The 11,958-nt window shown below is 62.1% G+C and carries 10 protein-coding genes; 5 read left to right on the forward strand and 5 right to left on the reverse strand.

The genetic code is table 11. From position 1 onward, the window contains the following. Position 1 precedes the first annotated feature (1 nt). The 4 genes from OH720_RS10385 (at position 2) to OH720_RS10400 (ending at position 4,619) form a co-directional block, all read left to right on the forward strand. A complete protein-coding gene (locus OH720_RS10385; RefSeq protein ID WP_272605527.1) occupies positions 2-1,357 on the forward strand; it encodes a spinster family MFS transporter in 1,356 nt (451 codons plus the stop codon). An 86-nt stretch (positions 1,358-1,443) separates the two neighbouring features. Then, positions 1,444-2,418 (forward strand): AraC family transcriptional regulator, encoded by a 975-nt coding sequence (locus OH720_RS10390; RefSeq protein ID WP_272605528.1) that lies wholly within the window; start codon positions 1,444-1,446, stop codon positions 2,416-2,418. A gap of 96 nt (positions 2,419-2,514) precedes the next feature. Next, entirely contained in the window at positions 2,515-3,624 is a 1,110-nt protein-coding gene (locus OH720_RS10395; RefSeq protein WP_272605529.1) for an NAD/NADP-dependent octopine/nopaline dehydrogenase family protein, read from the forward strand. Beyond that, the gene (locus OH720_RS10400) at positions 3,621-4,619 is read left to right on the forward strand and encodes a 3-hydroxybutyryl-CoA dehydrogenase (protein WP_272605530.1); all 999 of its coding nucleotides are present in this window, start codon (positions 3,621-3,623) and stop codon (positions 4,617-4,619) included. The genes OH720_RS10395 and OH720_RS10400 overlap by 4 nt, the downstream gene beginning before the upstream one ends. Before the next feature lie 32 nt (positions 4,620-4,651). On the opposite strand, the gene OH720_RS10405 is transcribed toward OH720_RS10400, so the two are convergent. Together OH720_RS10405 and OH720_RS10410 are read right to left on the reverse strand one after the other, a co-directional pair. Beyond that, the gene (locus OH720_RS10405; protein WP_008062175.1) at positions 4,652-6,025 is read right to left on the reverse strand and encodes an MFS transporter; all 1,374 of its coding nucleotides are present in this window, start codon (positions 6,023-6,025) and stop codon (positions 4,652-4,654) included. A gap of 59 nt (positions 6,026-6,084) precedes the next feature. After that, positions 6,085-7,023: a 2-hydroxyacid dehydrogenase gene (locus OH720_RS10410; protein ID WP_272605531.1), complete on the reverse strand. Its 939-nt coding sequence runs from the start codon at positions 7,021-7,023 to the stop codon at positions 6,085-6,087. A 125-nt stretch (positions 7,024-7,148) separates the two neighbouring features. Between OH720_RS10410 and OH720_RS10415 the strand changes: the two genes are divergently transcribed. Next, a complete protein-coding gene (locus OH720_RS10415) occupies positions 7,149-8,042 on the forward strand; it encodes a LysR family transcriptional regulator (RefSeq protein ID WP_032831806.1) in 894 nt (297 codons plus the stop codon). Between the two features lie 14 nt (positions 8,043-8,056). Here the strand turns inward: OH720_RS10415 and OH720_RS10420 are convergent, their stop codons facing one another. The 3 genes from OH720_RS10420 to gudD form a co-directional block, all read right to left on the reverse strand. Beyond that, complete coding sequence (locus OH720_RS10420) at positions 8,057-8,791, reverse strand: FadR/GntR family transcriptional regulator (protein ID WP_272605532.1); 735 nt, start codon at positions 8,789-8,791, stop codon at positions 8,057-8,059. Between the two features lie 113 nt (positions 8,792-8,904). Next, a complete protein-coding gene (locus OH720_RS10425; RefSeq protein ID WP_272605533.1) occupies positions 8,905-10,488 on the reverse strand; it encodes an aldehyde dehydrogenase (NADP(+)) in 1,584 nt (527 codons plus the stop codon). Positions 10,489-10,588: 100 nt separating this feature from the next. Next, positions 10,589-11,941 (reverse strand): glucarate dehydratase, encoded by a 1,353-nt coding sequence (gene gudD, locus OH720_RS10430; protein ID WP_272605534.1) that lies wholly within the window; start codon positions 11,939-11,941, stop codon positions 10,589-10,591. Between the last annotated feature and the right edge of the window lie 17 nt (positions 11,942-11,958).

Genomic DNA, 11,958 nt, shown 5'->3' on the forward strand with positions numbered 1-11,958 from the left:
AGTGAATATACAGGTCGATAACGCGGTCCTGCAGCGCAAGAAAACCTACGTGTACGAGTGGTACGTGGTGGCCCTGTGCATGATCGCCTACATCTTTTCATTCGTGGACCGGCAGATCCTGGCGCTGATGATCGAGCCGATCAAGGCCGACCTGCAGATCAGCGATACCCAGTTCAGCCTGCTGCACGGGCTGGCCTTTTCGTTGTTCTACGCCTTCATGGGCATGCCCATCGCCTACCTGGCCGACCGCTTCAGCAGGCCGAAGATCATCGCAGTCGGCGTGGTGTTCTGGAGCCTGGCGACGGCAGCCTGCGGCCTGAGCAAGAACTTCCTGCACATGTTCCTCGCGCGCATTGGCGTCGGCGTCGGCGAAGCGGCCCTGTCGCCCTCGGCCTACTCGATGTTCAGCGACATGTTCCCCAAGGAGAAACTCGGCCGCGCCGTGGGCATCTACTCGATCGGCTCGTTCGTCGGTGGCGGCCTGGCCTTCCTGGTGGGCGGTTATGTGATCGCCATGCTCAAGGACATGAACACCATCGAGGTCGCCTTTCTCGGCGCGATGAAAGCCTGGCAACTGGCGTTTTTCATTGTCGGCCTGCCCGGTATCGTTGTCGGCCTGCTGATCTGGCTTACCGTGCGCGACCCGGCGCGCAAAGGCCTGCAGGTCGATGCCCAGGGTCGGGCCAAGAAGGTCGCGATGAGCGATGGCTTGCGCTTTCTGGGTCGCCACCGTGCCACCTTCACCTGCCATTACCTGGGCTTTTCGTTCTACGCCATGGTGCTGTTCTGCATGATGAGCTGGAGCCCGGCGCTGTATATCCGCAAGTTCGGCCTGTCACCGATGGAGGCGGGCTACATGCTCGGTACCGTGCTGTTGCTGGCCAACACTGCCGGGGTGCTGTTTGGTGGCTGGCTCACCGACTACCTGGCCAAGAAAGGCCATCAGGACGCGGCCATGCGCACTGGCGTGATCGGTGCCCTGGGCATGCTGGTGCCGGCCGTGCTGTTCCCGCAAGTCGATCAACTGTGGCTGTCGGTGACCCTGTTGGTGCCGGCGATGTTCTTCGCCTCGTTCCCGATGCCGGCATCCACGGCGGCGATGCAGATCCTCGCGCCGAACCAGGTGCGCGCACAGGTCTCGGCGGTGTTCCTGCTGATCAGCAACCTGCTGGGGTTGGGCCTGGGCACCACGCTGGTGGCGCTGTTGACCGACCGCTACTTCGGATCGCCGGCAGCGGTGGGCTCGTCGATGTCGTTGGTGATCGCGGGTGCATCGGTGTTGACCGTGCTTCTGCTCTGGCGTGGTTGCCGGCGTTTCCGCGAAAGCTATGCGCGGGAGTATCCGAGCCGCGCTTGATTGGTCATAGTCCATGATCGGTGCCTCGGCCCCGCTGCGTTTGTACGCTGCGGGGCTGAAGCACTTCCAGGCCAGGAGAATTCCGGATGTTGAATGACGTACACCTGCTGGAACGGCATAGTCTGCTCAGCTCGGCCGATTACCGCGAGATCAAGGACAAGGTCAGCCATTACCTGTGTCCGCACAGCTTCAACGTGCTGCGTGACGAGCCGATCCATACCCGGCTCAACGGCGTCTTCTTCGGCACGTCGGCGCTGCTCGACCTGCGCTATGGCGCGCCGGTGGAGATCAGCATCGGCGACATAGCCGACCAGTACCTGTTTCGCATTACCTTGCAGGGGCATTGCGAAGTGGCCCACGGGCGGCGTAGCGCGGCGATGCAGTCGGGCTGCCTGAGCGTTTCCTCGCCGTTCGCGCAAAGTCGCATCGTCACCGATGGGCAGTGCCGCAACCTGATCCTGCGCGTCGACCGCGATGCCCTGCAGTTGCAACTGCAACGCCTGCTTGGCCGCAGCCTACGGCAGTCGGTGATCTTCGATGTCAGCGTCGATCCCCTGGGCGCCGGCGTTGTCAGTCTCTATCACACCCTGGACTACATCTGCCGTCTATACGGCAGCGGCGTGGACGGTTCGCGCCTCGCCAGCGGCCTGTCCGACTACCTGATGCAACTGCTGCTCACCCAGCTGCCGCATAACCACTCGGCGGAGCTGTTGATGGATTCGCACGCGCCGCTGCCGCACCACGTGAAGAAGGCCCGTGACTACATCGAGGAGCACCTGGGCGAGCCGATCAGCCTGGCGACCCTCAGCGAGCTTTGTGGCGTCTCGGCCCGCACCCTGCAGAACGGCTTCAAGCAGTTTCTCCAGCAAGCACCGGTCGAGTACATCCGTGACCGTCGCCTGGCGGTGATCCACGCCTCTCTGCAGCAGGGCAATACCGGCGATAGCGTCACCGATATCCTGTTGCGTCACGGCATCAACAGCTTCGGGCATTTTTCCAGTGCCTATCGGCAACGCTATGGCTGCCTGCCGTCGGACACGCTGCGCCGACGCCAGCATTGAGACTTATGCGCAATCGGTCAGTCGGCTGCGCAATCGGAGGAGTCCGGGGCGGTGCCGCCCGATAGCATCGAGTCTCTTACAAGAAGGAGCAACTCGATGAAGATTACCGTGCTGGGTGGGGGACATGGCTGCTACGCCGCTGCTGTCGAGATGGCTGAAAAGGGGCATCAGGTCCGCCTGTGGCGGCGCGATTCGGCAGCGCTCAAGGAGCTGCTGGCCATCGGCAGCCTGACCATCAGGGACTATCGGGGCACTCGTCAGTTATCGGTCGGTAAAGCGGGCGACAAGCTGTCGCTGACCGACGATCTGGCCGAAGCCCTGGGCGACGCGCAACTGGTGATCATCCCGCTGCCGTCGACTTCCCATGAAGACCTGGCCCGGCACGTGGCGTCGCACCTGCGCGACGGTCAGGTGATGTTCCTGCCACCGGGCACCTTCGGCAGCTACGTGTTCGCCAAGGCCATGGCCGATGCCGGTAACCACAGCAAGGTCGCCTTCGCCGAAACCGGCACGCTGCCATACCTGGTGCGCAAGCATGGCGCCAGCGACCTGGTGATCAGCTGCTACGCCACCCGCCTGCCGACTGGCGTATTCCCCGCCAACCTGTCCGAGCATGCTTTTGCGATGTTGCGCGAGGCCTACCCAAGCGTCGAGCCGATCGAAGACGCCCTCAGCGGTGCGTTGATGAACGCAGGTCCCATCATCCACCCGCCGCTGATCATGATGAACGCAGGCCCTTTGGAGCATTTCGAAGCCTGGGACATTCACAACGAAGGCACCCAGCCGTCGATCCGTCGCGTGACCAACCAGCTGGATGCCGAGCGCATGGCCGTGCGCGAAGCACTGACCTACGGCGCACCGCACTTTCCGCTGGCCGATCACTACAACACCACGGAGGGCGAGGAGTGGATGTACGGTCGCGGTGCCCATGGCAAGCTGACCGACAGCGGCGACTGGCGTGAAGACATCGACCTGCAGAAACATCGCTACATGCTCGAAGACACCCGCCTGGGCCTGTCCTTCCTGGTGTCCGTCGGTCGCTGGGCCGGTGTGCCGACCCCGGTTGCCCAGGGCCTGCTGAGCATCGCCTCGGTCGTCGCCGGGCGTGATCTCTACGCCGAAGGCCGCACCCTGGAAAACCTCGGCCTGGCCGATCTCGACCGGGTGCAGATGAGCGAACTGCTGACCAAGGGCGTTCAATCATGAGCATCGAATTGCCTCAAGTCAGCGTGGTGGGCGCCGGCCGGATGGGCGAGGGCATTGCCCTGGCGTTCATCCATGCGGGCCTGCCGGTCACCCTCATCGACATCAAGGATCGCGCCGAGGAAGAGCGCCTTGGCTACTTCGAGCGCGTGCGCAACAACATCCGCGGCGAACTGCAGATGCTGGTACGCCTCGGCATGCTCCAGCCGGAACAGGCAGACATCGCGCTATCGCGCTTGACCCTGCAATCCCGAGACCGGGCCGCCGGGACATTGAGACAGTGCGAGCTGGTGTTCGAAGCCGTGCCGGAAGTCATCGAGATCAAGCAGCAGACCTTCGCCTGGGTCAGCGAGCATGTGCCGGCGTCGGCGATCATCGCGTCGACCACCTCGACCTTCCTGGTCACCGAGTTGAGCGAAATGGTCAGCACGCCTGCGCGCTTCGTCAACGCGCACTGGCTCAACCCCGCGCACCTGATGCCGCTGGTGGAAGTCAGCCGCAGCGCAGCGACCTGCCCGCAGGTGGTCGAACGACTGCTGCAACTGCTCAAGCGCATCGGCAAGGTGCCGGTGGTGTGCAATCCGGTAGCAGGCTATATCGTGCCGCGCATCCAGGCACTGGCGATGAACGAAGCCGCACGGATGGTGGAAGAGGGCGTGGCCAGCGCGGAAGATATCGACACCGCGGTACGCGTGGGCTTCGGTTTGCGCTTCTCGGTGCTGGGCCTGCTCGAGTTCATCGACTGGGGTGGCGGCGACATTCTGTACTACGCCTCGCGTTACCTCAGTGGCGCGCTGGCACCGCGTTTCGAGTCGCCACAGGTGATCGCCGATAACATGCAGAACGGTCGCAACGGCTTACGCGATGGCCAGGGTTTCTACGATTACCGTGAGCTGGACGTGGACGCCTATAAGCAACAGCGCATCGGCGCCTTTGTCAGCAAGCTGGCGTCGTCGGGGTTGACGCCAGCGTTTGATGGGGCGTTGCGGCAGGGCTGAGCAGCAGGGCCCGGATGCCGGGCCCTGATCCGTCAGGCGTTTTCGCGAGAAGGCTCGGCATCCTCGATAACCACACGCTCGAAGCGCCCGGCAAGTACCACATAACCAAAGATCCCCAGCAGGCCGTGGGCCGCCACAAACCATAGCGCCGAGTCGAATGATCCGGTCCTGGCAACAAAATAGCCAATGACCACCGGCGTTATGATCCCTGCGACGTTACCGATGCCGTTGAATACCCCACCACTCAAGCCCACCATGCTTTTGGGCGCTGTGTCGGACAATACTGCCCAGCCCACCGCCGCCAGTCCCTTGCCGAAAAATGCCAGGGCCATCAGGGCAATCACCATCCAGTTGGCGTCGACATAATTTGCCGATACCAGGCTGGAGGCGAGCGCCATGCCAATCACGAAAGGGGTCTTGCGGGCCCGGGAGGGATGAACGCCACGACGGATCAGGTAGTCGGAAACCACCCCGCCCAGCACACCTCCCGAAAAGCCGCATATCGCCGGCATCGCCGCCACCCATCCTGCCTGCATGATCGTCATGCCGCGTCCCTGGATGAGGTAGATGGGGAACCAGGTGATGAAGAAGTAGGTGAGGGCGGTGATGCAGTATTGGCCCAGGTAGATCGCCCACAGTGTCCGATTGTTGAAGAGCTGGGCGACTTCCTTCATGGTCAGTTTTGGCTTGGTGACCTTGCGCGTGGCTTCCAGATCCACCAGGGCACCGCCGTCGCGCATGTATTGCAGTTCGGTCTCGGTCAGTCGCGGATCACTGTGAGGCTCGTGATAAAGCGCGAACCAGAACACCGTCGCCACCAGGCCGAGCCCGCCCATCCAGATGAAAACATGTTCCCAGCCCCAGGAATGGGTCAGCCAGGCCATGAGCGGGGCGAAGACTACAACGGCCATGTATTGCGCGGAGTTGAACAGCGCGGACGCAGTGCCGCGCTCACTGGTTGGGAACCAGCAGGACACGATGCGGTTGTTGGCCGGGAATGCTGGAGACTCCACCAGGCCGAGCATGAAGCGCATGCCGAACAAGGTGAGCGCCGCCGTGGAGCCCACAAGCCCGATCCAGCCCACGGTGCCTTGCATCATGGTGAACAGGGACCACAAGAACAGGCTGCAACCGTAGACCCTTCTTGCCCCGAATTTGTCGAGCAGCCAGCCGCCTGGAATTTGTCCCAGGGCATAAGCCCAGGCAAACGCTGAAAAAATCATTCCGAGCATGATGGGGTCTATCCCCAATTCCTTGATCACGCCCGTACCGGCGATGGACATGGTTGCCCGGTCGGCATAGTTGAGAACGGTGACAATGAAAATCAGCGCGAGGATGACGAACCGGCGGCGTCCGACATGGGCTTTTTCAAACGCAGTCGCCAGGGGTGCGGTCTTGGAGGTCATGGTGCTCTCCGGCTTCCTTCGGGGGAAGTTTTATTGTTGGAGTGAGTAGCGCGCGTCGTTCAGCAAGCGACGGCGGTCGGCAGCGGCGAACCGGCAAAGCAGGCGTGCAGGTTGGCCAGCACGATTTCGCCCATGGCCAGTCGGGTTTGTTCGGTTGCGCTGGCGCGGTGCGGTTGCAGCACCACGTTGCCCAGTGAACGCAGGGCCTCAGGCACGCGGGGTTCATCGGCGAACACATCGAGGCCTGCACCGGCGATGGTGCCGTCGCTCAAGGCTGCTATCAGTGCTTGCTCGTCGACCAGCTTGCCGCGGGCGACATTGATCAGATAGCCATTGGCGCCCAGGGCCTGGAGCACAGCCGGGGTGATGATCGCTTCGCCTTTGTCGGCGGAGGCTGCCAGCATCAGCACATCGCTGCGGCGCGCCAGTTCGATCAGGTCGGGAACAAAGTGGTAGCCGCTTTGCGGCTGCTCACGCAGGTCGGTGTAATTGACCGTCATGTCGAATGCCTGGGCGCGCTTGGCGATCGCATGACCCACCCGGCCCAGCCCGACGATCCCGAGTTGAATGCCGGTCACTTTGCGTGCCAGTGGTTGTGCGACGGTGCCCCACTGGCCTTCACGCACGATGCGCTCGCCGGTGGCGAGATCGCGCAGGGTCATGATCAGCAAACCCATGCCCATGTCCGCGACGTCATCGGTCAGCACGCCGGGGGTGGTGGTCACCTGAACTCCGCGATCCGCAGCGTTCGCCAGATCCACGGCATCCGTGCCGATGCCGCTGATGGCGATCACTTGCAGCGCTGGCAGGCGGTTCATGATCGCATTCGGCAGGCCCTTGGCGCCGCCGGTGACCACACCGCGAATGCTGTGGCCTACCTGATTGAGAAATGTGTCCTGGTCGGCGGCCTCGTAGAGCCGGTGAACGGTGTATGACGCCTGGAGCCGGGCATCGATCAGATCCGGTACAGGTTGGGTGAGGAGGATATTGATCTTCACGTCGCGTTCCTTGAATTGGATTTATTGTGGCGGGCGACAAGCAGCTGCCTGCGTGTGGTTCAAGAGTAGGAAAACGATCGATGCTGGTCTAACATTGATACTGTATCGATCAATACAAGAATTGAATCATGGAGCTCCATCAACTTCGCTGTTTTGTCATGGTTGCCGAAGAGCTGCATTTCGGTCGGGCAGCCAAACGATTGTTCATGACCCAGCCCCCGCTGAGCCGCCAGATCCAGATGCTGGAACGTTCGCTGGGTGTCACCTTGCTTGAGCGCAGTAACCGGAATGTGCAACTGACGGTTGCCGGGCAGCATTTCCTGCGTGATGCCCGGCATGTCCTGGCCTACACCGAGCAGGCGGGAACGGCGGCCCGGCGCCTGGCGCGAGGGGAAGCGGGGCAATTGCTCCTGGGGTTTACAGCGGTCAGTGGATACCAGCTGATTCCCGGTCTGCTCGGGCATGCCGCGCAACGGCTCCCGGACGTAGGTTTTGAATTGCATGAAATGGTGTCGGGTGCGCAGACGGAAGCCTTGGCGGCAAGCATGATCGACGTCGGTTTCGTACGGCGAGCGGCGCCACACCTGGGGTTTGACTCGCAGTTGATTTGCAGCGAGCCGTTGCTGGTGGTGATGCCCAACGCGCACCCTTTGGCGCAGCAAACGACGATTGCGGTGGCCGATCTGGATCAGCAACCCTTCGTGATGTATTCGCCGGATGAAGGGCGGTATTTCTACGACTGCATCGTCGGCTTGTTCGCCATGGCGGGCGTTTCGCCGCGTTACCTGCACTACCTGGGGCAGACCCATTCCATACTCGGGCTCGTCCGTGCGGGCCTGGGGCTGGCGATCGTGCCAGCTGCCGCTCGTGAGCTTTACCTGGGGCATTTGCAGTTCCGTCCCCTTGAGGATGCTCAGCCGCGAGCAGAGGTGTACATGGTTTCCAGGCGCGACAACGACAACCCGGCACTGCCGCCGTTCCTGCGCATGGCGCAGGAGTACTTCCACGCACTCGGTTGATGCGCCAACCGGGTTTATCGGAAGGTGGCGTGGCGTAGACGCTCGCGGATGTTGCCCAGATGGAGATTCATGGCCGCCTTGGCAGCCACAGGGTCGCCATCGGCAATGCCCTGGTAAATCGCCTGGTGTTCGTGTTGCAGGCGCAGGCCGTACTCGATTCGATCCCCGCCATTCAAGGCGGCGCTATTGAGGCGCTTGCGGGGGATGAGATCGATACCGAGGTGGTCGGTGATGTCCACGAAGTAACGGTTATCCGTCGCCAGGGCGATCTGTCGGTGAAATTCATGGTCGGCCGCTGCCGCCACGTCACGACTGATGCCCGGGTCTTTCAGTATGTCGAGGGCCTTGTGCATGCATGCCAGATGCTGCGGATTTCGCCTTTGGGCGGCGAAACCCGCGGCTTCCACTTCGATACTGATACGCAGCTCGATGACGGCGAGTACATCTTCAAGGGAGGCATTGGCGTTGGGGTGCACGTCGCCATCGGGCGTGTCGCTGACGAATGAGCCGATACCGTGCCTGGTAATGACCAGCCCACGGGTTTGCAATTGCGAAATGGCTTCGCGCACGACGGTTCGGCTGACGCCATGCTCGGCCATGACTTGCGCTTCTGCAGGCAGTTTCTGCCCGGATTGCAGTGCGCCGCTGGTGATGCGCTCGCTCAGCACCTGGGCGAGTATGGACGACAGGTTTCTGGATTGGTTGAAGCCTTTTGGCCGGCGATGCAGGGCGTAGCAAGGCGCGATCATGATGGTGTCCCTATCAGCCCCAATGTGTATTGAGCCCGTCGATGGCCGTTGGCGTGATTTATGTTCAAAGGACGGCGGCGCAACCTTATGCGCCGCGTACCCGGCCAGACGAATTAGCCAATGGCGGCGTCGCTCCACTCGCTATTGACCAGGCGTTTGAGCCTGAGTGGATTGCTGTTTTGCAACGCTGGAGGTAACAGCGCGTCGGGATAGTTCTGGAAGCAAACCGGGCGCAGGAAGCGATCGATCGCCAGTGTACCCACGGAGGTGCCGCGCGAATCCGACGTTGCCGGGTAAGGCCCGCCATGCACCATGGCTTCACACACCTCGACGCCGGTGGGATAGCCGTTAACCAGAATGCGTCCGACTTTTTGCTCCAGCACGGGAACAAGCCATTGGTACTGTTGCAGGTCTGCCGGCTCGCCAATCAACGTGGCGGTCAGCTGACCCCGTAGCGAGTGAAGAGCGAGCTTGAGCTCGTGGTCGTCTGCCACTTCGATCACGATCGTGGTCGGGCCAAAGACTTCTTCCTGCAGCAGCTCGTCACCCTCAAGCAGCAGGCTCACATCCGCCTTGAACAGTTGTGGGCGGGCTTGATTGCCGGTCTGCTCAGAACCCGCCAGATGGGTGATGCCGGGGTGGGCGTGCAAGTGCTCCAGCCCTTTGCTGTAGCTGCGCAGGCCGCCTGCATTGAGCATGGTTTGCGGTGCCTGAACCGCCATTTGGCCTTGCAGATGCTCAAGGAACTGTGCGAACTGCGGGGATTTGATCCCGATCACCAAACCAGGATTGGTGCAGAACTGGCCGCAGCCCATGACCACGGAGGCCGCCAGATCCCTGGCCACTGTTTCACCGCGGGCGGACAGCGCGTCTGGCAGCAATACCACCGGGTTGATGCTGGACATCTCGGCAAACACCGGGATGGGTTGTGGGCGCTCTGCCGCCATCTTGCACAACGCGTTGCCGCCACCCAGCGAGCCGGTAAATCCGACAGCTTGAATGGCCGGATGCTTGACCAGCCATTCACCCACGCCGCTACCGAAAATCATGTTGAATACGCCCTTGGGCATACCGCTGCGCTCAGCCGCGCGAATGATCGCGCAGCCCATCTGGTCGGCTGTTGCCATGTGGCCGCTGTGCGCCTTGAAGACGACAGGGCAGCCGGCCGCCAGCGCGGCAGCGGTATCGCCACCGGCAGTGGAAAACGCCAAGGGGAAGTTGCTGGCGCCAAACACCGCGACCGGGCCGACACCGATACGGTATTGACGCAGGTCGACTCGCGGCAATGGCGTGCGATCGGGCAGGGCCAGGTCGATGCGCGCGCCGAGATAGTCGCCACGGCGCAGCACTTTGGCGAACAGGCGCATCTGGCCACTGGTGCGTGCCCGTTCGCCTTGAATGCGGCCTGCCGGCAAAGCGGTTTCCTGGCAGACGATGGCGACGAAGTCTTCACCCAGTTGGTCAATTTCGTCAGCGATGGCATCGAGAAACTCGGCGCGGCGTGCCGGGCTCAGTTGCCGAAACTCAACGAACGCGTTTTCGGCGGCCAGGGCTGCGCGGTCTACTTCTGCCTCGGTGGCTTGAAAAAAATCATAGGGCAGAGGCTGGCCGGTGCTTGCGTCCAGGCTCTTGAGCCGTTGTTCGCCGTCGGCGCTGCGTTCGCCCGCGATAAAATTCTGGCCAAGCAGTGTGAGCATATCGATCTCCGTGGGCTTCAGGCTGAGCAGTGGATGCTCGTCTGAAGCCGGTTGATGAGGTGGCGTAGGTCGGTGGCACTTTGGGTGCCCCGCCTGTGGATCAGCGCACCAGGCAAGGTTGCTTGTTGTTGAATTTCCAGCCTGGAATCAGGAACTGCATCGCGACGCTGTCATCCCGCGCGCCGAGCCCCATGCCCTTGTAGACTTCGTGGGCCTTGGCCACCGCGTCCATGTCGATGTCTACACCCAGGCCATGTTTGGTCGGAACCTTGACGTAGCCGCCTTCGATTTTCAGCGGCTCTTTGGTCAGGCGCTGGCCGTCCTGCCAGATCCAATGGGTGTCGATCGCGGTGATCTCTCCCGGCGCGGCGGCTGCGACTTGAGTGAACATGGCCAGGGAGATATCGAAGTGATTGTTGGAATGAGAGCCCCAGGTCAGGCCCCATTCATGACACATCTGGGCCACGCGGACGGAGCCCTGCATCGTCCAGAAGTGCGGGTCGGCAAGCGGGATGTCGACCGATTGCAATTGGATGGCGTGGCCCATTTCGCGCCAGTCGGTCGCGATCATGTTGGTGGCGGTCTTCAGTCCCGTGGCGCGGCGGAATTCGGCCATGACTTCACGGCCCGAGTAACCGTTTTCCGCGCCGCACGGGTCTTCGGCGTAGGCCAGGACATGATGCTGATCGCGGCACAAACGGATGGCCTCCTTGAGCGACCAGGCGCCATTGGGGTCAAGGGTGATTCGTGCATCGGGAAAGCGCTCGGCCAGTGCCGTCACCGCTTCGATTTCTTCATCGCCGCTGAGCACACCGCCCTTGAGCTTGAAGTCGTTGAAGCCGTACCTGGCCTTTGCCGCTTCGGCCAGGCGTACGACCGACTCGGCGGTCATGGCTTTCTCGTGACGCAACCGGAACCAGTCATCATCGGCGTCGGACTCGTTTCGGTAGGCCAGGTTCGTGGCATTGCGATCGCCGACGTAGAACAGGTAGCCGAGCATTTTCACCGCATCGCGTTGCTGCCCTTCGCCCAGCAATGCAGCCACCGGAACCTCGAGGAATTGGCCCAGCAAATCGAGCAGGGCGGCTTCCATGGCGGTCACGGCATGAATGGTGATCCGCAGGTCGAAGGTTTGCAGGCCGCGGCCGGCCGCATCACGGGAGGCGAAGGTGGTGCGCATCTGATTGAGGATGCGCTGGTACTGGCCGATGGGTTGGCCGATCACCAGGCTACGCGCGTCTTCGAGGGTCTCACGGATGCGTTCACCACCCGGTACTTCGCCCACGCCGGTATTGCCGGCGCTGTCCTTGAGAATGACGATGTTGCGAGTGAAGAACGGGCCGTGGGCGCCGCTCAGGTTCAGCAGCATGCTGTCGTGTCCCGCAACGGGTATCACTTGAAAACTGGTGACGACAGGCGACTTGGTGGTGTTGGCAGTATGTTCAGCGTTCATGGCAAGTTCCTATAAAT

This window comes from Pseudomonas sp. WJP1, assembly GCF_028471945.1.
Taxonomy (GTDB): Bacteria; Pseudomonadota; Gammaproteobacteria; order Pseudomonadales; family Pseudomonadaceae; genus Aquipseudomonas.

Excerpts from the sequence above, each read along its gene's own strand:
- OH720_RS10390 (WP_272605528.1), top strand. The coding sequence starts at position 1,444 with ATGTTGAATGACGTACACCTGCTGGAACGGCATAGTCTGCTCAGCTCG.
- OH720_RS10395 (WP_272605529.1), top strand. The coding sequence starts at position 2,515 with ATGAAGATTACCGTGCTGGGTGGGGGACATGGCTGCTACGCCGCTGCT.
- OH720_RS10400 (WP_272605530.1), top strand. The coding sequence starts at position 3,621 with ATGAGCATCGAATTGCCTCAAGTCAGCGTGGTGGGCGCCGGCCGGATG.
- OH720_RS10405 (WP_008062175.1), bottom strand. The coding sequence starts at position 6,025 with ATGACCTCCAAGACCGCACCCCTGGCGACTGCGTTTGAAAAAGCCCAT.
- OH720_RS10420 (WP_272605532.1), bottom strand. The coding sequence starts at position 8,791 with ATGATCGCGCCTTGCTACGCCCTGCATCGCCGGCCAAAAGGCTTCAAC.
- OH720_RS10425 (WP_272605533.1), bottom strand. The coding sequence starts at position 10,488 with ATGCTCACACTGCTTGGCCAGAATTTTATCGCGGGCGAACGCAGCGCC.
- gudD (WP_272605534.1), bottom strand. The coding sequence starts at position 11,941 with ATGAACGCTGAACATACTGCCAACACCACCAAGTCGCCTGTCGTCACC.